The sequence below is a fragment of the Pseudomonas sp. B21-021 genome (assembly GCF_024749205.1).
Lineage (GTDB): Bacteria > Pseudomonadota > Gammaproteobacteria > Pseudomonadales > Pseudomonadaceae > Aquipseudomonas > Aquipseudomonas paraglycinae.
The window spans coordinates 1,337,976-1,357,734 of the sequence record NZ_CP087192.1; the positions used below are offsets into that span (position 1 = coordinate 1,337,976).

Here is a 19,759-nt window from a genome sequence, read left to right on the forward strand (position 1 = left end):
CTTCAAGCACTATGCGCGTTATGCAAAAACGCAACGTATCTACCGTCTTAAGAGCACTGCTCGACCAGCACGGGATCTCCCCCACGGAGCTCCACCGTCGCACCGGCGTGCCTCAATCCACGCTCTCGCGGATTCTCAGCGGGAAGATCGTCGATCCTTCGGATAAGCACATCTCGAAGATCGCCGAGTACTTTGCCGTGAGCACCGATCAGTTGCGCGGGCGCGCGGATGTTGCGCCCGCCGCCAACGTCGGACGCGACGAGTTGCATTCCGAACTCAAGGACATAAGCCTGTGGGACGACGACACGCCAGTCGATGATGACGAGGTGTCGGTGCCCTTTCTTCGCGAGGTTGAATTGGCTGCTGGATCAGGAAGATTCGTCATCGAAGAGAGCGAACGCTCCAGCCTGCGCTTCGGCAAGCGCAGCCTGCGCCATAACGGTGTGCAGTTCGATCAGGCCAAATGCGTGACGGTACGTGGCAACAGCATGTTGCCGGTACTGCGCGACGGCGCCACGGTCGGCGTTAATGCCGGCAAGTGCGGGATCGGCGACATCATTGATGGCGACCTTTATGCGATCAACCACAACGGTCAATTACGGGTGAAGCAGCTCTATCGTCTGCCTACCGGTATCCGTCTGCGCAGCTTCAATCGCGATGAGCATCCGGACGAGGACTACAGCTTCCAGGATATGCAGGAAGAGCAGATCGTCATCCTCGGGCATGTCTTCTGGTGGGGCATGTACGCCCGATAACGATCCCTCTCTCAGACAAAACCCGCCTCGGCGGGTTTTTTTTCGCCCGAAGAAAACCGGCCAACCCTTGAATGGCGGGGCTTTCATGCGTCCGCGCATTTCTTGTGCATAAATAAATGCATTTACGCATTGACTGTATATGCATCAATGCATATTCTTGCCACCAAGCCGCTCGACAAAGCGGCTGGCAACAACAGCTCTTTAGTTCCACAAGAACAGGCAGCGATGAACCGGCCTCAACGGTTCAGAGGGTTGGCAACTGACCCGGGTGTGCAGCGTAAAGCACCAGAAGCAGTTATCCGGCGGGCAGGGACCGCGGTCGGAAAAACAATTTGAATGGACTCGTACCGCGCCAGTAGCGCCGAAAAGTCAGCTTCCTTCAGAAACACAGGATTGAAGGAAGGCAAAGGAGTGCATTACTGAAAAGCCCGGCGAGTTGCCGGGCTTTTTGGAATGCCTGCCAGATGTCATCGCGAACCTCCTCTGAAAAATAGCAGGCCGAGGAGGTTGGAAAAAACAGCCGGACTATCCGGCAAACAGTCTGTTCAGTCGTCTCGCACTGACAGACATCCACAAACCGGGTTCGCTTCAGAACTGCTTATAAGGAAATTGGAATGAATCGATATGCACTGACACTGACTGCGATGGGTTACACCGTCGTTCTCCAGGTTCTGGACACTGAAGGTGAAGCGCCAGCCGGCCCGGCTGCCGAACCGAGCGCGGGATGGCGGAACATCACCGGTAACGATGCTGTGCAACCGGGGATGAAGATGCAGTGGGGGCCTGCCGGTGAAGAGTATCTCGAGACAACGGCCGCAGAGCAGGAGCAATTCACCAACGGTCGCATGCAACTGCGCTTTGACGAAGCCGCACGCTGGCTGGATTTCAACCCACTGCAATACAAGCTGGATCTGGGAGTTGCCACCCCGGCAGAGGAAGCGGCACTGGTTGCCTACAAGCAGTATTTCATTGCGTTGAGTGAAGTGAAAAACAACGCAGTGTTTCCGCAGATCATTTGGCCGGTTGCTCCTTTCTGATTCGCAGCACCGATCAAATCCCGTTTCCGTGAATGCATTGCTGAAAAGCCCGGCGAGTTGCCGGGCTTTTTGGAATGCCTTCTGGGCAGGAACAGAAATGCCGGGAGACCGGCAATCAAAAGGGATGATGACCATGAAGAAGTACGTGCGTGTTGTGGATGGCAAGGTCGACAACATTTTCGAAACCAACAATCCGATCACCGACGATTTTCCGGCAAGCCAGGTCTGGGTGGATGTCACCGCATTGCCCAAGATCGACTACTCCTGGAACGCGGTAAATACCGATGGAGTCTGGACCTTTACCGACAGCGATATGTGGGGGCAGCCATCGCAGTTGTCCATGCAACTGCGCGCCGAACGATCCCGCCGGTTTGATCGCGTCAACGCCACTCTGGTTGCGACCGCGCTGGAGCAGAAGGTTGAACTGGGCCTGGCGACGCCTGCCGATATCGCGGGGTTGCAGGCCTATAAGCAGTTTTTCGTTGATATGAGCAACGTTAACAAGCAGCCAGGTTATCCGCTGGCAATCACTTGGCCTGAAGTTCCATAAACACCGTTTGATCGTTCGCAAGTGACCGCAGTGCATGACTGAATAGCCCGGCGGATTGCCGGGCTTTTTTTGGAATGCCTGCCAGGTTTCATCACCGCATGCATCTGGATCAACAACAAACCAAGGAGTTAAACCATGAATCTCTATGCACTGGTTGAATACGGCAAAGTCACCCAGCTGAGAGAAAGTGAGGTCATCCCGGACGCACCGGCTTCGCCGACGTCCTTCTGGGTTGATGTCACCGGTAACAGCGAAATTCGTGTGGGTTGGTCGGCGACCTTTAATGAGGTCTGGACATTTACCCCGCCGTCCGACGAAGAACTGCGTAACGAAGCCGAGCAACAGAAATGGCAATTGCTGAATTTTGCCGCCAACTGGCTTCTGCTGAATTCCCTGCAGTTCAAAGTTGACCTCGGCGTCGCTTCGGCCGCGGACGAGGCTCAGCTGCTGGCGCACAAGCAGTATTCGATTGCCGTCAGCGACATCGATAAGCAGCCGGGTTATCCGGCAAATATTGTCTGGCCAGTAGCTCCTTACTGACAGCCTGCGATATCAACTGACCGGATGCGACTGTCCCAGGCGCTCAGCCAGTTAAGTCATCGGGAGCGCATTACTGAAAAGCCCGGGCCCGTCGCCGGGCTTTTTGGAATGCCTGCCTAAAGAGAAAACGATTGAATCCAACACACACCACTCATCCATCACACCAGGAGGCGTGACATGACAAACGAGCAACAAGCGTTGGCGGACATGCCGATCTGGCTGGTCATTCTGCTCGCCCTGGTGGGCGGCGTATCCGGCGAAATGTGGCGCGCTGACAAGGAGGGCGCCCGCGGCTGGGCGTTGATCCGACGTCTCGCGTTGCGTTCCGGGGCCTGCGTTATCTGCGGGGTGTCGGCGATCATGCTGCTGTATGCCGCCGGTATGTCCATCTGGGCCGCGTGCGCGATCGGTTGCTTGACGGCAATGGCCGGCGCCGACGTGGCCATCGGTCTGTATGAACGCTGGGCCGCCAAGCGCATTGGCGTCTGCGAAATCCCGCCCCGCGACTCCCAGTAACCCTTCACTTTCCTGCCTCGTTGCACCTTGTGCGGCGGGACTTCGCGTGGACATCAGAAAAGGAGGTCAAGCATGCCCACACCGATCCAGCAGCCTTCGCAGCTGTTCACGGCGATGGCGACAGCCTTGCGCAACAGCTCCGAGCTGAACGTGCAGGTCGGCAATCACGATGACTTCACGGCTCCCGGCGACAAGGCCTGGGTGTTGATCGACATCGAGCGAAATGCACCGGGGGAGCGCGCCGCCAATGGGCGCATTGCCCATGTGCTGACGCTGTCGCTGCAAGTCATTCCGGCGCGGTCTGCCACGGCGTTTGCGGCGTGCGATTTGATCGCCGCACTGAAGAACCTGGTCACCGACAACCGCTGGGGCCTGCCCGGCGATCAATGCGATCTGCCGATGAATATCGATGGAATGCCGTCATTGCTCATCCGCGCCGATCAGCCGAACAAAGCCTGGACGCTGTCGTTCAACCAGACCCTCTACCTGGGCCCGACCTTGCTGGACGACCCGCTCGGCACACCGAAATTCGCCCGCACCTGGGAAGTCAGCGACATCGACGACCCCGACCAATACACCTCGCTGGAGGCCTGACCGATGTTCGACGCGTTACTGCGAATGCAGCTGGGCCCGATCATTGAACGCCTGGCGGAAATGGAAGCGGAGATCGAAGACCTGCACCGGCGTGCCGAAAGTTATTGCCGTATCGGCATCTGTCAGGAAGTCGATGCCGCCAGTAACACCTGCAAAGTCAGCCACGGTGGATTGCTGACACCCGCCATCAAGTTCTTCAACCCCAGCGCCGGCGCGCAGAGTGAGTCGCGGATCCCGACGGTGGGCGAACAGTGTCTGCTGTTCAACTACGGCAGCGGCGAAAGCGGCGCACAGAGCGTGGCGCTGTTCGGCCTGAACAGTGACCGTTTTCCGCCGACCTCGACGGTCCCGACGTTGACTCGTCGCGTCCATCAGGACGGCAGCGAAAGCGGCTACGACGACGCGACGCACACCCTGCATTGGCAAAACGGTCCGGCCGTCTTCAACGGTTCTCGCGAGTCGCTTGAGCTGAGCATAGGTCCGGCACGGCTGGCGATGACCCCGCAAGCGATCAACCTGCAACTGGGCGCGGTCGGCCTGACCATCGACGCCTCGGGCGTGCATTTCAGCGGCCCGTTGGTGGATCACCAGGGCCGCGTCATCAGCCCCTGAATCAAGAGCTTCCCATGATCGGAATCGATAGAGACAGCGGGGCCACGGTCGACGACTGGCTGCAATTCGTGCAGCGCGCGACCCGGGCCCTGACCACGCCGCTGGGCACCCGGCAAAAACGGCCCTTATACGGTTCGATGATCCCCACGCTGCTGGGGCAAAACCTGGGCGACGACATCCTGTTGCTCGCCCAGAGCCACGCAGCCCAGGCGTTTTACAACCCGCAGAACGGCATAGGCGATTTCCAGCCCGGCGTGATCGTCGCCACCCGGCAGGGCGCGGGATTGCTGTTGCGGTTTGCCGGCACCTGGAAAAACCGCCAACAGACTTTCGAGGTTGTGACATGAGCATGTTGATCCCCGGCCAGAACCAGTTGGCCGAACCCTCCTTGATCAAGGTCGATGCCTTCGAGGATCTGCTCGCCGAGTTCAAGACCTTCGTCATCGAGTACGTCGGCGCACGCTCGCCGCAAAGCGCGGAAAAACTCAAGACCAGTCTGGAAAACGAAAGCGAACTGCTGACCCTCGCGCTTGAGGCTTTTTGCGTCCGCCTGCAAACCCACGAACGCAAATACAACGCCCGGATCAAGCAGATGCTGGCGTGGTGGGCCACCGGCAGCAACCTTGATGCACGGCTGGCGGACATGGGCCTGGAGCGACAGTTGCTCGATCCGGGCGACCCGGCGGCATTCCCGCCGGTACCGGCGATTTACGAGAGCGACGATGACGCCCGGCTGCGCTATTACCTGGCGCCCCATGCGCCGGCGGCAGGTTCGCGGATGCAGTATCGCCGTGAGGTGTTCACCCTCGGTGAACGGCCGGCGGTGAAAGTCGAATCCACCGATGCCGGTGTGGTGAACGTCACTTACACCTTCGATCCGGACGGCCTCGCCGCGCAGGTCAAGGATGGCAATGGTCGCCGCACCGCGCCCGGCGAAGTGCAAGTCACCGTGCTTGCCCGCGAGGGCGACGGTACACCGTCCCCGACGCTGCTCGAAGGTGTACGCCAACACTTTGCCCGGCCCGATGTTTGTCCGGAGACAGACAAGGTCACAGTCAAAGGCGCCGAGATTCAGCGCTACAAAATCCGCGTCGTGGCGAAGATCAATTCCGGCCCGGATTCGGGCCTGACCAAGGTCGCCGCGCAGCAACACTTGCAGGCCTACGCCGACAGCTGCCATCGCCTGGAAGGCCGGGTCGATCCGAGCTGGATCGACTACACGCTGCACAGCGCCGGCGCCGTGCAATTGCAGATTCTTGAACCTCTGGATTCCGTTGTGTGCTCGGCGTTTCAAGCGCCGTACTGCACGGCGGTCGAAGTCGAGGTGCAGACGCTATGACCGATCAGACACCGCGTCCGACCCTGCTGCCGGCCAACAGCTCGGCGCTGGAACGGGCACTCGACATCGGCTTCGGCGCATTGCTTGATCGCGTCGCGCCGCCGTTTCCCGAGCTGATGAACCCGGCCTCGACACCCGTCACGTTCCTGCCGTATCTCGCAGCGGATCGTGGTGTTGCCGAATGGAGCACCGACGCACCGGAAGCGGAAAAGCGCCTGACCGTCGAACTGGCCTGGCCCACCGCGCGCCAGGCCGGCACTCGCAGGGCGCTGGAGAACGCCGCCAAGGGTTTACAGCTCAGGCCGGAAATCCGCGCCTGGTACGAACAGACCCCGCCCGGCGAGCCTTACAGTTTTTCCGTGCGAGCCTTCAGCGAACAACCCTACAGCGAAGAAATCGACGCCCGTCTCGACCGGCGCCTGGCTGATGCCAAGAGCGAGCGGGACGTGCTGTCGGTGTCGGTCGGCCTCAGCGCCTTCGGCAATCACGTCATCGGCGCCGCGACTTTCTGCGGTGAGCTGACCACGGTTTATCCGGTGTTCCTAGAAGGGCTCGAGACATCTGGCGAGGCCTTCATGGCGGCTGCGCTGTACACCGTCGAAACATCCACTATTTATCCTCAGGGGGCCTGAATGGCTGACTATTACACCCTGCTCACCAACGCAGGGATTGCCTACGAAACCGCCTGCAAGGCAGCGGGCGTACCGATCAAGCTGACGCAGATTTCCGTCGGCGACGGCGGCGGCGCGGTCTACAACCCGGCCGCGACGGCTACCGCGCTCAAACGCGAAGTCTGGCGCGGACCGCTCAACGCGCTGTTCCAGGACGAGAAAAATCCGAGCTGGCTGCTCGCCGAAGTCACCATCCCGCCGGACGTCGGTGGCTGGTACGTGCGTGAAGCCGGCCTGTGGACCGACACCGGGATTCTCTACGCGATCGTCAAATACCCGGAGTCGTTCAAGCCGGTGCTGGCCACCTCCGGCTCGGGCAAAGAGTTCTACATCCGCTCGATTTTCGAGACCAGCAATGCCTCGCTGGTGACGCTGCTGATCGACGACACGGTGGTCAAGGCCACTCGCGCCTGGGTCATGAGCTACCTCGCCGAAGAACTCGGCAAACTCGACGGCAAACAATCGGTACGTGTCGCCGCCACCGCCAACGTGGTGTTGAACGGTGCGCAGCAGATCGATGGCGTGGCAGTGATTGCCGGTGACCGCGTGTTGCTGCCGAATCAGACCCTGGCCAAGGACAACGGCCTATGGATCGTCGCCAACGGTAACTGGATTCGGGCGAATGATGCCAACGTCAGCGCCAAGGTCACGCCAGGCCTGACGGTGATGGTGGAAGAGGGCACGCTCAACGGCGATTCGCTGTGGCACCTGACCACCAACGCGCCGATCACGCTCGGCACTACCGCGCTGACATTCAAGATGCTGGCAGGGCGCACCGGGATTGCTGCCGGGACTTACAAGAGTCTGAGCGTCGACGAATATGGCCGTGCGACGGCCGGGTCGAATCCCGACACGTTGTCCGGGTTTGGCATCAAGGATTCGTACACCAAGGCTGAAGTCGAGGCGCTGATTGCCAAGGCATCGGCGTTGCCGGTGGGGTCGATTGTTGCGTTCCCGGTTGACTCGCCACCGCCGGGTTTCCTGGAGCTGGACAACAGCGTCAAGAGCAGCGCGACTTACCCGGACTTGAGCGCCTATCTGGGCGGCAAGTTCAACAAGGGGGATGAGGGTGTCGGGAACTTCCGCTTGCCGGAAGCGCGTGGGGAGTTCTTGCGAGGTTGGGATCATGGGCGGGGTGTGGATGCCGGGCGTGCATCTGGCAGTTCTCAGTCAGACAGTCTCAAGGCTCACTACCATTTCCTTCCGACAGGCTCGGGTGGCGGGCAGGCCACTGATCCGAATGGAGAGATTCCAACTGTTGTATTGAAGGATACAACCACGGATTGGGTATTGCGTACGGAAGGTGACAACCCTGACCTGACCATCGGTCGTGTAAGAACCTACAATTTCGGTGCCGCTACAGAAACCCGCCCCCGCAACATCGCCGTCATGTGGTGCATCAAAGCCTGGAACGCGCCGGTCAATCAGGGAAACATCGACGTAGCGGCACTGGTCAAGGAAGTCTCACGCCTCGGCTCGGCCGTTCCGGTCGGTGCTGTCATGGCGTTCCCGACGGGTATCGTTCCGCCGGGCTTTCTGGAGCTGGATGGCAGTGTGCAGAGCATTGCAACCTATCCGGATCTAGCGGCGTACCTGAGTACAAAATTCAACAAGGGCGATGAGGGCACCGGCAATTTCCGGTTGCCGGAGTCTCGCGGTGAGTTCCTGCGGGGCTGGGATCATGGTCGCGGGACTGATGTCGGTCGAGGGATCGGTAGCTGGCAGGCGGATGACAACAAGGCTCACGCCCACACCTACACCCGGATTCCCGTTTTCGGCAATACCGGTGGCGCCAACGCTGCGGGTATCGTTGCCGACAATGGAACGCAGACAGGCAGTTCCAACTTCGCCAGCTACATGAACACGTCGGGGGCAGTGAGGCGCGACCACGCAACCTCGCCGTCATGTGGTGCATCAAAGCCTGGAACGCGCCGATCAATCAGGGAAACATCGACGTCGCCGCACTGGCCAATGAAGTCGCGCAGCTCAAATCCTCGGTTCCGGTCGGTGCTGTTCTGTCGTTTCCAACGGGTGTCGTTCCTGCCGGTTATCTGGAACTGGATGGCAGCGTGCAGAGCATTGCGACCTATCCGGATCTGGCGGCGTATCTCGGCACAAAGTTCAACAAGGGCGATGAGGGCGCGGGCAACTTCCGCTTGCCGGAGTCTCGCGGTGAGTTTCTGCGCGGCTGGGATCACGGACGTGGAATAGACGCCGGGCGAACTGTCGGCAGCTACCAGGCCGGTACGAAGATCCAGGGTGACAATGCCGAGGCGCCCGCCGTTCAGGGCATTGGCAACTCCGAAGCGATCGATGCCGATCCGGCGCCTGGTTTCAAAGGTGACATCTACTACACGTCCACCGGTGTCACTGCACTCAATACCGGCTCGTACTGGAAAACCGTGCGCCCACGCAACCTAGCCGTCATGTGGTGCATCAAAGCCTGGAACGCACCGGTCAATCAGGGAAGCATTGACGTCGCAGCGCTGGCTCCTCTGGCCCAGCAAGCGACCGAAATCAAGCAAGGAACGGCGAAGGTTGCAACCCAGGAGTTGACCGACACCGGGGCCGACGACACGACAATCGTGACGCCGAAAAAACTTCGTTGGGGATTCCAGATCCTCAAGGCCATCAACGGTTACATCGTTTTCCCGTCCTGGCTCGGTGGATTGATCATTCAGTGGGGCAGGGTCTCCGGAAATGGCGGTACGGACATCGCCACTGCCTTCCCGATCGCTTTTCCAAATGGCATGTACAGCCTGAACGCGACGTTGAACTACACACCAGGGTCGGCAGTGAACGGGTATGTGGATGTCGGTGTGTCAAGTCTCACCTCGTTTTATGGAAAACATACCTTTCCCGGGGTCACGGTCTTTCATTGGGTCGCGGTGGGCAGTTAAGGAGAGATCATGAAATACGCACTGTTTGACGAGAATTCGAACTTGCAAACCTGCCTGATTGAAGGGGTTCACCCGATCCCCGCTTCGGCAGTCAAAGTCGATGACAAGTTGTTTATCAGGTTGACCCAGGAAGCCGACGGCATCTGGCGTCGAGTAGGCGATGAAATTGTCAAAACGCCTTTCCCGCAAGTGACTCCTGATTATGCGCAACGGGTCGCCGACGAGCGCTATGAGCGGGAGGACGCGGTCGTTTCTGTGGAAGGTCTAACTGTTGCAACCTCCCGTGACAGCGCGGGGATGATCTATGGCGCTGGCATCTCGGCGATCCTCGATCCTGATTACCGCTGCAACTTCAAAACGCTCGAGGGTTTCATCGAGATCGGCGCGCAGCAGATTCTCGCGATTGCCAAAGCTGTCAGGGCGCACGTGCAGGCTTGTTTCGACCGCGAACTGGAATTGCTCCAGGCAATCGAGGACGGCACGTACTCCGATGAAATGCTCAAGGAAGGCTGGCCCGATTCCATGCCAGTTTCACCGACCACCGAGCCTCAATAAAACGCCCCGCACCCCGGGGCGTTTTATTGTCCGCCCAACACATTCAACACCCGCCAAGCCCCTCCCTTTGAGGGGCTTTCCCGTTTATGGAGAAACGAAAAATGGCAACCCGCCAAACCTACACCGTGCTCGTTCCATTCCCCACCGGCGGTGGGCACTGGTCGAGCGTCGGCCAGGAACTCGATCTGCTCGACGTCGAGGCCAGTGCGCTGCACAGCGCCGGTCGACTGGAGCTGAAAACACCTACCACCAAGGCCGTGAAGGCCGCTGCCAAGAAGGCTGACTGACTATGGCTGAGGTTCTGAACTTCGAGCACAACGGCATTACCGTCAATGCCACCGAATCCCCCGAGGCCATGGGTGGCCTGGGCGACAACGTCATCGGTCTGGTCGGCACCGCGCCGAAGGCCGATCCGCTGATTCCGCGCAACGCACCGTTTCGCATCAACAGCTTTACCACCCACGCGCTGCTCGATCCGACCGGTTCCGAAGAGGGCACCCTGTACCACGCCGTTTACCAGATCCTCAAAGTGGTCAAGGTGCCGGTGTACGTGGTGATCGTCGAAGCGGGCGCAACCCCGACCGACACCGTCAACGCAGTGATCGGCGGCGTCGAGCCAGTGACCGGCCGCAAGCTCGGTCTGGCGGCACTGGGCAGCGTCCCGGAAGACCTGACCATCATCGGCGCGCCGGGCTTCACCGGCACCAAGGCGGTGGCCAGCGAGTTCGCCTCGTTCGGCAAGCGCATCAAGGCCCGTGTGGTGCTGGACGGCAAGGACGTCTCGGTCGCCGATCAGGTGCTGTACAGCCAGGAACTGGGCGGCGCTGACCTCGGTTTCGACCGTTGCCTGGTGGTGCACAACATGCCGGCCGTGTACTCGAAAGCCGCTAAGAAAAACGTGTTCCTCGCGCCATCCAGTCTGGCGATTGCCGCGCTGGCCAAGGTCAAGCAATGGGAAAGCCCGGGCAACCAGGTGACCTATGCCGAAGACGTGTCGCGGGTCGTTGAGTACAACATCCTCGACACCTCCACCGAAGGCGATCTGCTCAACCGCTACGGCGTCAGCTACTACGCCCGCACCATCCTTGGCGGCTTCTCGCTGCTGGGCAACCGCTCGATCACCGGCAAGTTCATCAGCTACGTCGGTCTGGAAGACGCCATCAGCCGCAAGCTGGTGAAGGCCGGCCAGAAAGCCATGGCGAAGAACCTGACCAAGTCGTTCATGGATCAGGAAGTCAAACGTATCAACGACTGGCTGCAAACCCTGGTCGCCGACGAAACCATTCCCGGCGGCAGCGTGTATCTGCACCCGGAACTCAACAGCGTCGAGAAGTACAAGAACGGCACCTGGTACGTGGTCATCGACTACGGCCGCTACGCGCCGAACGAACACATGGTTTATCAACTCAACGCCCGCGATGAAATCATCGAGCAGTTCCTGGAGGACGTTCTCTAATGTTTACCAACCGCGTAAGACAGGCCATCGCGGCCACCCTGCAAGGCCTGCCGTTGTCGGCGACCGTTGAGGAATTCACTCCGCCGAAGATCGAATTCGATGTGGAAGAGATGCGTGGCGGCCGTTTCATCGTCGAAGAAATGGCCAAGGGCGGCAAAGCGCTCAATGCCAAGTTGACCCTGCAAGGCATGGGCACCGAAGTCATGCTCGCACTGGGTGTGAAGCTGGGCGACGACATCCTGCTGAACGTGCGTGAAGGCGGTCAGGATCAGGATGGCAACACCTGGTTCACCTACCACACCGTCGGCGGCAAGCTGAAATCCCTGGAGGAAACCGCGGTGAAGATGGGTGAAAAACCCAAGACCAACCTGGAGCTCTCCTGCCGCACCTACAACCGCCTTGAAAACGGCGTGCCGGTGATCGACATCGACGTGCGCACCCAGAAGTTCGTGCTCAACGGCGTCGACATCCTCGGTGATGCCCGTCGTGCGGTGCTGATGCCGTAAGCCTCGGCCAAAGGCAATCACAAACCCTGTGGGAGCGGGCAGACCCCGCTCCCACAAGGGACTGCAACACCCCTCAAGAATCACCAAGGAATTCATACATGTCGTGGATGCCACCCAAGCATGACCTGTTGTCGCCGATTACCGGCGACGACGGCTCGCAGATCGAATCGATCCAGCTCAAGCCGCTGTTCTACGCCGCCCAGAAAGAGGCGCTGGAACGCGCAGGCGACGATGAAGACGACCAGTTCTTCGAACTGGCGCTGCTGGCCACCGGCTTGTCGGTCAAGGAACTCGATCAGCTCAAGCGTCCGGACTACGTGACCATCGCGCAGTACGTGCACGAAGTCTCGACCCGTCCGGCGTCGTTCTTTCTCGACCAGGTCGAAGACGCGGAACAGTCCGATGATCCCGATCAGGTGCAACTGCTGTTGCCGCTCGCCGTCACCGGCCGCACCGTGACTTCGCTGAGCCTGGAAATGCCGGCGCTGCGGGCCACCAAAGTGATGAAGAAACTGAAAACGGCCAAGGAACGCGCCGAGTTCATCACCGCCCATTGCACCGGCCTGATGATCCCCGATCTGGCCCTGTTGAGCGTGCCGGACTGGACGCAATTGCAGGTGCGCATCGACGATTTTTTAAACCAGCCGGCGGCCTTCTTTCAGAACGCGACATCGAAGTAATCCTCGATATCGTGCCGCTCATTTACCCGGTAAGTGAGGCGGAAATTCTGGAGTGGGACGCCGAAAAGGCGTTGCGCCGCTACGACATAGCGATCACTCGCCTTGGCGTGAAAAAGGAGTAGAGCGGCATGGCAGATACCAAGTATGCGCCGATGCTCGCCGGCGAGAATGGAAGCATGGCGTTGGGCAACGTCAGCCTGACGGGTGGATCGATAGCACCCGAAAGCCTCGGCACACCGCTGGTGGATTTGAGCCTGGCACTGGCCATGGCCAGTGCCGATATCCGTTTGCTGACCCAGGAACAGGTCAAGCTTCGAGAAGTGCTGGCCGCCCAACAGTCGTTATTCAAGGCTGGCACTGCAGCACCTGCGACGAGCGAGCCGAAGTCCAAACTCAAGGCAGAGGTAGAGCAACGTTCACCGCTCAAGTTCATGCAGGCCTCAATGGCCAACCAAATGGCACTGCTTGAACTCAATCAGATCGTGAAGCTGGACAAGGATCAACTTCGGGCGCTGTCACAAGACACCCAGAAGATGACCAGTGACAAGCAGGTCGCTCCGAGCGGGGCGACTGCTGTGGATCTGCTGAAGGTTCAACTGGCAGCGGCCAGGTCCGGTGTTGGCGAAGGTCTTGAAGGCAAGGCGAAAGCCGACGCTCTGACCGGATTTGCTCGCGACGCCGCCATCAACGCCTCGGCATTCGGTGTTGATGTAAAAACGGCTAGCGAAATGATGCTGGCGTGGCAGTCGGCGATGAAACTTGATCGCACGCAAAGCCAGCGGTTGGCCGATGCGACCAACTTTCTGGGACACAGCGGGCTGGATGCCAAAGCCGCCGACATCGGCTCTGTCGTGCAGAGCTCAGGCGAGAAAGCAATCGCCACAGGGCTCAAGCCGGAAGAGGTCGCCGCATTGGCGGCCGCGTTTCTCAACAGTGGCGTGGACAAGGCCAATGCCGGCGCCGCGTTGAATTCGTTCACATCGGTACTGACCAAGGGTGAGGCTGCGACACAAGAGCAGCGCGCTGCCTGGGCACAGTTGGGCGTTGAAGGCCTGACACCAGAGACCGTGGCCAGCGGAATGCGCACGGACGCCCCGGCGACTATCAATCAGTTATTGGAAGCGCTCAAGGGCAAATCAGACGAGAAAGAGCGGGCGTCACTGACGAAGGCTCTCTTCGGTAACGATGATGCGATCGTTAAATTGCTGAACAAGCCTGAGGACGTGCAGAAGGCGTTTTCTCTGGTTCCTGGCCAGGACCCGAAGTCGGAATCGAAACCAGGGTACGTCGGTTCTGTGGCCAAAACGGCCACGGAGCTGGGTGAGACTTCACAAGGGCGATGGAATGCGCTCGACGGGACTGTGACCCGATTGACCACGGCTCTGGGTGGCTCACTGACCAATCTGTTTGATGGTGTGGTGGTCGGTCTGGACGTTGTAGCCGGTGGAATAAGCAGCTTTGCCGAAGAGCAACCAAAGGCCACGGCAGCCCTGCTCGCACTGGTTGGGGTGATCGCTGTTTCCCGGGGGGCGCAAATCAAGGTTGCGATGGCTTCGGCCATGCGTAATGCAGCAACGAAGCTTCTGGTGACGGCGGGGGCGGGTCCCATCATCGATGTGGTGGATCGTGCAGCCGGCGTTGGACCCGACGGCAAACCTGTTGCTGCTGGATCTACTGATAACGCCTCTGCCAATTCGCCTGAGCAAAAGACGAAAAAGTCGAAGAAGGGAGGGAAGGCAAAGTCCGGTGCGAAGGCGGATGTGAAGTTGGCTGCGAATGTGGATGCGTCGCCTCAGACATGGGGCAGTCGCTTTAAAGACGCGAACAGCGCAGCCAAAGGATTTACCAAGTCCAATGCGCTTTTGACGCTGGTCACCGCGGCTCCCGACGTGCTCAAAGGCATACAGGATGGCGACAACAAAGCGGTCGGCGGAGCAATCGGCTCGGCGGGCGGAAGCCTGGCGGGCGGCTATGCCGGCGCCGTGGCGGGCGCGATGATCGGCAGCTTCGTTCCCATTATCGGCACCGCGATCGGTGGCTTGGTGGGCGGCATCATCGGCAGCACCGCGGGCAGCGTAGGTGGTTCGTGGCTAGGCGAAAAACTTGCCCCCGAATCAGAAAAGGACAAGCTCGCTCCGCCAGCTGAAATCGCCAAGGACCTGTCCGCGGCGCAAATGCAAACACCAACGCCGACTCCGCTATTCACCTACGCCCCTTCAGTTCATGTCAGCGGCAGCGAACTGGTTAGTTCCGAGAAAGTCGGCACGATGCTTTCGCAGGTACTGGAGTCGCACTTCAATTCTCAATTTGTCCCGGGTGTGGCTACCAATGCCCTCGCCACTCGCCGTGATGCAGCCCTGACCGATGGAGTCGCCTGATGAAACAACAAATGGCATTGGGCAGTTTCATCTTCGGCCTGTCCCGGGATTTTGCGTACAGCACGCTGTCGCGAAAATCCGAGGGTGGCTGGACCGAGTTGCAGATCCTCAACAGCAAACCCAGATCCCATCAGACAGGACAGAAGCCTGAAACCCTGACCATCTCCGGCACCTCGATGTACGCCGTGGGGATGGAGCGGCTCGATGAGCTGCGTGCGCTGCAAGCGCTGCGTGCACCGTTGCCGTTGATTGACGGCATCGGTCGCAACTGGGGTTTGTGGCGGATCAACAGCATCGACGAAAACCAGAGCGAGGTCATCGATGACGGCACCGCGATGGTGATCAAGTGGGTCATCGGATTGGCGGAGTTCAACAATGCGTAAGGTACGAAGCGTGGCCGGTGATTCGGTGAATCTTTTGCTGTACCGCGAAACCGGTCGCAGCGATGACAGCGCCGAGGAAGCCCTCTGGACACTCAACCCGACCCTGGCCGAGCACGGCCCGATCCTGCCGGCAGGTGTCTGGGTGACGCTGCCGGAGCTCGACAGCAGACCGGCCGCAATCAAACCGGTTCTGGCCTGGGATTAAGGAGGCTGCATGGCACAGGGATTTACGCCGGCGATCGAAATCTACGGCGCCCACAAGGACCTGCTGAACCAGCGCCTGATCAGTTGGGAACACATCGATGCCGCCGGCATGGAGTCCGATCAACTGACGCTGGTGCTCGACCTGGAAGGCCTTGAAGGCTTGCCGAGCCTGGGCGGAACCATCGGCCTGCAGGTGGGGTATCTGGAGACCGGGCTGGTCGAAAAGGGCCAGTTCAAGATCACTCGACTGACACCGACGCTGTTCCCGCTGCGTCTGACGCTGGTAGCGACCGCCGCGCCTTTCAGCGGCAAGGACGAAACCGGATTCAAGGAACGGCGCACGGCCAGTCATGGCCCCACGACGCTTGGCGGGCTGTTTCGCAAACTGGTTGAGCCGCACGGTTTCTCGCCACGGGTGGATCCCGAACTGGCGCTGATCAGGATTGCTCATGTCGACCAGTCGAACGAAACCGACATGGGCTTCATCACGCGCCTGGCGAAAAAGTACGACGCGGTGGCCAAGCCGTTCAACGACCTCTACGTACTGGCGAAACCGGCGCAGCTCAAAAACCTGTCGGGCCAGGTGATACCCAACGTCATGCTGTCGGTGACCCACAACAATCGGCCGGGCGATCACGCCTTCATCAGCGCCACGCTGGAAGAGACCGCCCGCACCCAGAATCAGGGTTGCAAAGTCTGCTGTTGGGACGCCAATGCCGGCAAACAAGTGGAAGTGAAAACCGGCTCGGCGCCCTACAAGGTCATTCGTCAGAAACAGGCCAGTGTGGAAGAAGCCAAGGCCATCGGCGAAGCCGAAGTGCGCAAGATGCTGCGCGAGAAATACACGCTGAAAGTCACCTGCCCGGGTGATCCGCTACTGGTTGCCGAAGGCCTGCTGGTGCTCGATGACACCTGGCCCGACTTCATGCGCGGTCGCTGGTCGATCGAGAAGGTCACTGCCAGCGGCAAACCCGAAGAAAGCTATCGCTGCCTGATCGAAGCCACCGGCCGGGATCCCGAGGCAAAAACCAAGGACTGATCCCCCGGTCTCACCGCCACACGCATCACTGTGGCCACTCACACATCCTGGAACGCTCCCCATGAAGATCTCCCCGATCCTCACGCAGCTGCGTGCGCAATGCCCAAGCCTTGCCGGCCATATCGCGACAGGTGTCGACCTGGCGCTGCTGCAAGGCGACCCGAATCTGCCGATGCCCTCGGCCCATGTTTTACCGCTGGCCGACGTGGCCAGCGTCAGCACTGCACAGAACTCCCCCAGCCAACAGATCCGCGACCGCTTCGAAATCATCCTGGCACTGAATGCCACGGACGCCACAAAAGCGCTGGATCTGTTGCACGACCTGCGCGCCGAACTGTGGCGCGCGCTGGTGGGTTTCAAACCCGCGAACGACTACAGCGCCATCGTTTATGACGGCGGCGAAACGGTCTCGATCAACAGCAGCCGCGCGTTCTACCGGCTGCGCTTTTTTGCCGAGTTCCAGCTCGGCCGCAATCTGCCAAGTCAGCCTGCGGAGAGTTGGCACGAACGTGAACTGGACGGTTTGTCGTCCTTTACCGGGGCCACCGTGCGGGTCGATGCGATCGACCCGGCCGACCCCAACCTGAAACGCCCGGGCCCTGACGGGCGCGTGGAAATGACTTTCTCTGGAGACGTAACCCCATGAGCAACCGCATCACCGTAGTGCCGGCCGCCGGCCGTGCTGTGCCGGACCCGGAAGCAGGCGATCTGCTGCCACTGGAAGGCCGTGAAGTGCTGGACAGCGCCTGGTGGCGCCGGCGTCTGGCCGACGGCGATATCACCCTCAAAACCGCAACAGCTAAACAAAAGGGAGCCAAATAATGGCGATCGGATTCAGCAACATCCCTGCGGACATTCGTGTACCGCTGTTCTATGCCGAAATGGACAACTCGGCCGCCAATAGCGCGTCCTCGTCCATGCGCCGCCTGATCGTGGCGCAGGTCAACGACAACATCGCTCCGACTGAAGTCGGCAAACTGGTGCTGGTCTCCAGCGTGGCGCTGGCCAAGAGCATTGGCGGCCAGGGTTCGATGCTCGCTTCGATGTACGAGACCTTCCGCAAGGCCGACCCGATCGGTGAGATCTGGTGCCTGCCGCTGCACAACGCCACCGGCGCCATCGCCAAAGGCGTGCTGACTCTGACCGGCACCGCGACTCAGGCGGGCGTGCTCAACCTGTATGTCGGCGGCGTCCGCGTCCAGGCCACCGTGGTCAACGGTGCCACCGCTGCCCAGGCGGCTACCGCCCTGGCACAGAAAATCAACGCCACCGCCGATCTGCCGGTGAGCGCAGCCGCCGCCGAAGGCGTCGTCACTCTGAACGCCAAATGGACCGGCGAGAGCGGCAACGACATCAGCCTGCAATTCAATCGCCTGGGCAAGAGCAACGGCGAAGAAACCCCGGCTGGCCTGACCACCGCCATCACCGTCATGACCGGCGGCGTCGGTGTGCCTGACCAGGTTGAAGCGGTTGCGGCATTGGGCGACGAGCCATTCGAATTCATCGCGCTGCCATGGTCCGACCTGGCCACCCTCAACACCTGGCAAGCGGTGATGGACGACAGCACCGGTCGCTGGTCGTGGGCCAAGCAACTGTTCGGTCACGTCTACAGCGCCAAGCGCGGCACCGTCGGCACTCTGGTGGCAGCCGGTCAGGCTCGCAACGACCAGCACATGACCATTCAGGCGCTGGAACCGGGCGTTCCGCAACCGGTGTGGGTACAAGCTGCCGCACTGGCTGCGCGCACTTCGGTGTTCATCTCCGCCGACGCCAGCCGTCCGACCCAGAGCGGCAGCCTGCCAGGCGTCGATCCGGCTCCGGCGAGCGAGCGTTTCACCCTGACCGAGCGTCAGTCGCTGCTCAACTACGGCATCGCCACCGCGTACTACGAAGGCGGCTACGTGCGCATCCAGCGCTCGATCACCACCTACCAGAAGAACGCTTACGGCCAGGCCGACAACTCGTACCTGGACAGCGAAACCATGCACCAGTCGGCGTTCATCGTGCGTCGCCTGCAAAGCGTGATCACCAGCAAATACGGTCGCCACAAACTGGCCTCCGACGGCACCCGTTTCGGCGCCGGCCAGCCGATTGTCACCCCGGCGACCATTCGCGGCGAGCTGATCGCCCAGTACGCCAAGCTCGAACTCGAAGGCCACGTGGAAAACGCCGAGCTGTTCGCCGAGCACCTGATCGTCGAGCGCGACGTGCAGGACCCGAGCCGCGTGAACGTGCTGTTCCCGCCGGATTACATCAACGGTCTGCGCGTGTTCGCACTGCTCAACCAGTTCCGTCTGCAGTACGACGACGTCGCCTGATCGGCTCGTTTGACACTGTGATTTCAGCCCACCTTGCGTGGGCTTTTTATTTGAAGGGAGTAACACCATGGGTCAACTGATTGCAGGCACCTGCTACGTCAAGGTCGACGGTGCACAACTGACTATCAATGGCGGCTGCGAAGCCCCGCTGATGGCCGTCAAACGCGAAACCGTCGTGCCGGGTTTCTACAAGGAAACCGACATCGCGCCATCGTTCAAGGTGACCGCGCTGCACACCGCCGACTTCCCGCTGAAGAAGCTGATCGAAGGCACCGACATCACCGTCACCTGCGAATTCAGCAACGGCAAAGTCTACGTACTGGCCGGTGCCTACCTGGTCGAAGAACCCGTCTCCAAAGGCGATGACGCCACCATCGAACTGAAATTCGAAGGCATCAAGGGGACCTGGCAATGAGCGGCGCCGTGAAGCTTCAGGTTGCGATCGAAGCTCACGGCGAGCCCCTGACCGAACTCGTCCTGCGCCGTCCGACGGTGCAGGAGGTGCGAGCGATCAAGGCGCTGCCGTACAAGATCGACAAGAGCGAAGAGGTCAGCCTCGACATGGACGTGGCGGCCAAATACATCGCCGTGTGCGCCGGCATTCCGCCGTCGTCGGTCAACCAGCTGGATCTGGCTGACCTCAACGCGCTGAGCTGGGCCGTTGCGAGTTTTTTCATGAGTGCGGCGTCGGAGCCATCACCGACCTGATTTCGGTCGCCTATGACC

The 19,759-nt window shown here is 60.3% G+C and carries 26 protein-coding genes; all 26 read left to right on the plus strand.

What is annotated here, in order from left to right; all coding sequences use genetic code 11:
- Positions 1 to 20: 20 nt before the first annotated feature.
- The 26 genes from LOY31_RS05810 to LOY31_RS05930 all read left to right on the plus strand — a co-directional run bounded on the left by LOY31_RS05810 (position 21) and on the right by LOY31_RS05930 (position 19,741).
- Positions 21 to 755: an XRE family transcriptional regulator gene (locus LOY31_RS05810; protein ID WP_085605233.1), complete on the plus strand. Its 735-nt coding sequence runs from the start codon at positions 21 to 23 to the stop codon at positions 753 to 755.
- A gap of 614 nt (positions 756 to 1,369) precedes the next feature.
- Positions 1,370 to 1,792, plus strand: a complete 423-nt coding sequence (locus tag LOY31_RS05815; protein WP_085605235.1) for a tail fiber assembly protein — start codon at positions 1,370 to 1,372, stop codon at positions 1,790 to 1,792.
- A 133-nt stretch (positions 1,793 to 1,925) separates the two neighbouring features.
- The gene (locus LOY31_RS05820) at positions 1,926 to 2,342 is read left to right on the plus strand and encodes a tail fiber assembly protein (RefSeq protein WP_221532909.1); all 417 of its coding nucleotides are present in this window, start codon (positions 1,926 to 1,928) and stop codon (positions 2,340 to 2,342) included.
- Between the two features lie 135 nt (positions 2,343 to 2,477).
- Positions 2,478 to 2,882, plus strand: coding sequence for a tail fiber assembly protein (locus LOY31_RS05825; protein WP_221532908.1), 405 nt, complete (start codon positions 2,478 to 2,480; stop codon positions 2,880 to 2,882).
- A gap of 177 nt (positions 2,883 to 3,059) precedes the next feature.
- Positions 3,060 to 3,398, plus strand: coding sequence for a phage holin family protein (locus LOY31_RS05830; protein ID WP_064593815.1), 339 nt, complete (start codon positions 3,060 to 3,062; stop codon positions 3,396 to 3,398).
- Between the two features lie 72 nt (positions 3,399 to 3,470).
- Positions 3,471 to 3,992 (plus strand): hypothetical protein, encoded by a 522-nt coding sequence (locus LOY31_RS05835; RefSeq protein WP_221532907.1) that lies wholly within the window; start codon positions 3,471 to 3,473, stop codon positions 3,990 to 3,992.
- A 3-nt stretch (positions 3,993 to 3,995) separates the two neighbouring features.
- Positions 3,996 to 4,604 carry a phage baseplate assembly protein V gene (locus tag LOY31_RS05840; protein ID WP_221532906.1) on the plus strand — a complete coding sequence of 203 codons (609 nt, stop codon included), beginning with the start codon at positions 3,996 to 3,998 and terminating at the stop codon, positions 4,602 to 4,604.
- 14 nt (positions 4,605 to 4,618) lie between these two features.
- Positions 4,619 to 4,951 (plus strand): phage baseplate protein, encoded by a 333-nt coding sequence (locus tag LOY31_RS05845; protein ID WP_221532905.1) that lies wholly within the window; start codon positions 4,619 to 4,621, stop codon positions 4,949 to 4,951.
- Positions 4,948 to 5,943, plus strand: a complete 996-nt coding sequence (locus tag LOY31_RS05850) for a baseplate J/gp47 family protein (protein WP_085605253.1) — start codon at positions 4,948 to 4,950, stop codon at positions 5,941 to 5,943. Before LOY31_RS05845 ends, LOY31_RS05850 begins: the two co-directional genes overlap by 4 nt.
- Positions 5,940 to 6,575, plus strand: coding sequence for a phage tail protein I (locus LOY31_RS05855; protein ID WP_221532904.1), 636 nt, complete (start codon positions 5,940 to 5,942; stop codon positions 6,573 to 6,575). The genes LOY31_RS05850 and LOY31_RS05855 overlap by 4 nt, the downstream gene beginning before the upstream one ends.
- On the plus strand, positions 6,576 to 8,825 hold the full coding sequence (locus LOY31_RS05860) for a phage tail protein (RefSeq protein ID WP_408980463.1): 2,250 nt from the start codon (positions 6,576 to 6,578) through the stop codon (positions 8,823 to 8,825).
- 98 nt (positions 8,826 to 8,923) lie between these two features.
- Positions 8,924 to 9,514: a gp53-like domain-containing protein gene (locus LOY31_RS29445; protein WP_408980472.1), complete on the plus strand. Its 591-nt coding sequence runs from the start codon at positions 8,924 to 8,926 to the stop codon at positions 9,512 to 9,514.
- 9 nt (positions 9,515 to 9,523) lie between these two features.
- Positions 9,524 to 10,069, plus strand: coding sequence for a DUF4376 domain-containing protein (locus LOY31_RS05865; RefSeq protein ID WP_221532903.1), 546 nt, complete (start codon positions 9,524 to 9,526; stop codon positions 10,067 to 10,069).
- A 101-nt stretch (positions 10,070 to 10,170) separates the two neighbouring features.
- On the plus strand, positions 10,171 to 10,356 hold the full coding sequence (locus LOY31_RS05870; RefSeq protein WP_039771239.1) for a hypothetical protein: 186 nt from the start codon (positions 10,171 to 10,173) through the stop codon (positions 10,354 to 10,356).
- A gap of 2 nt (positions 10,357 to 10,358) precedes the next feature.
- Positions 10,359 to 11,525, plus strand: a complete 1,167-nt coding sequence (locus tag LOY31_RS05875) for a phage tail protein (RefSeq protein ID WP_115076745.1) — start codon at positions 10,359 to 10,361, stop codon at positions 11,523 to 11,525.
- Positions 11,525 to 12,031, plus strand: a complete 507-nt coding sequence (locus LOY31_RS05880; protein ID WP_007954868.1) for a phage major tail tube protein — start codon at positions 11,525 to 11,527, stop codon at positions 12,029 to 12,031. The genes LOY31_RS05875 and LOY31_RS05880 overlap by 1 nt, the downstream gene beginning before the upstream one ends.
- Before the next feature lie 98 nt (positions 12,032 to 12,129).
- Positions 12,130 to 12,711: a phage tail assembly protein gene (locus LOY31_RS05885; protein ID WP_221532902.1), complete on the plus strand. Its 582-nt coding sequence runs from the start codon at positions 12,130 to 12,132 to the stop codon at positions 12,709 to 12,711.
- 128 nt (positions 12,712 to 12,839) lie between these two features.
- Positions 12,840 to 15,089, plus strand: coding sequence for a phage tail tape measure protein (locus tag LOY31_RS05890; protein WP_221532901.1), 2,250 nt, complete (start codon positions 12,840 to 12,842; stop codon positions 15,087 to 15,089).
- Complete coding sequence (locus LOY31_RS05895; RefSeq protein ID WP_258712963.1) at positions 15,089 to 15,472, plus strand: phage tail protein; 384 nt, start codon at positions 15,089 to 15,091, stop codon at positions 15,470 to 15,472. Before LOY31_RS05890 ends, LOY31_RS05895 begins: the two co-directional genes overlap by 1 nt.
- The gene (locus LOY31_RS05900; protein WP_085605268.1) at positions 15,465 to 15,677 is read left to right on the plus strand and encodes a tail protein X; all 213 of its coding nucleotides are present in this window, start codon (positions 15,465 to 15,467) and stop codon (positions 15,675 to 15,677) included. Before LOY31_RS05895 ends, LOY31_RS05900 begins: the two co-directional genes overlap by 8 nt.
- Positions 15,678 to 15,686: 9 nt before the next feature.
- Complete coding sequence (locus LOY31_RS05905; RefSeq protein ID WP_258712964.1) at positions 15,687 to 16,715, plus strand: phage late control D family protein; 1,029 nt, start codon at positions 15,687 to 15,689, stop codon at positions 16,713 to 16,715.
- Between the two features lie 61 nt (positions 16,716 to 16,776).
- Positions 16,777 to 17,361, plus strand: coding sequence for a hypothetical protein (locus tag LOY31_RS05910; protein WP_258712965.1), 585 nt, complete (start codon positions 16,777 to 16,779; stop codon positions 17,359 to 17,361).
- Entirely contained in the window at positions 17,358 to 17,537 is a 180-nt protein-coding gene (locus tag LOY31_RS05915; protein WP_007954893.1) for a DUF2635 domain-containing protein, read from the plus strand. Before LOY31_RS05910 ends, LOY31_RS05915 begins: the two co-directional genes overlap by 4 nt.
- Positions 17,537 to 19,033: a phage tail sheath subtilisin-like domain-containing protein gene (locus tag LOY31_RS05920; RefSeq protein WP_258712966.1), complete on the plus strand. Its 1,497-nt coding sequence runs from the start codon at positions 17,537 to 17,539 to the stop codon at positions 19,031 to 19,033. The genes LOY31_RS05915 and LOY31_RS05920 overlap by 1 nt, the downstream gene beginning before the upstream one ends.
- A gap of 67 nt (positions 19,034 to 19,100) precedes the next feature.
- Positions 19,101 to 19,448, plus strand: coding sequence for a phage tail tube protein (locus LOY31_RS05925; protein ID WP_007908779.1), 348 nt, complete (start codon positions 19,101 to 19,103; stop codon positions 19,446 to 19,448).
- The gene (locus LOY31_RS05930; protein WP_003222226.1) at positions 19,445 to 19,741 is read left to right on the plus strand and encodes a phage tail assembly protein; all 297 of its coding nucleotides are present in this window, start codon (positions 19,445 to 19,447) and stop codon (positions 19,739 to 19,741) included. Before LOY31_RS05925 ends, LOY31_RS05930 begins: the two co-directional genes overlap by 4 nt.
- The last annotated feature ends 18 nt before the right edge of the window (positions 19,742 to 19,759 follow it).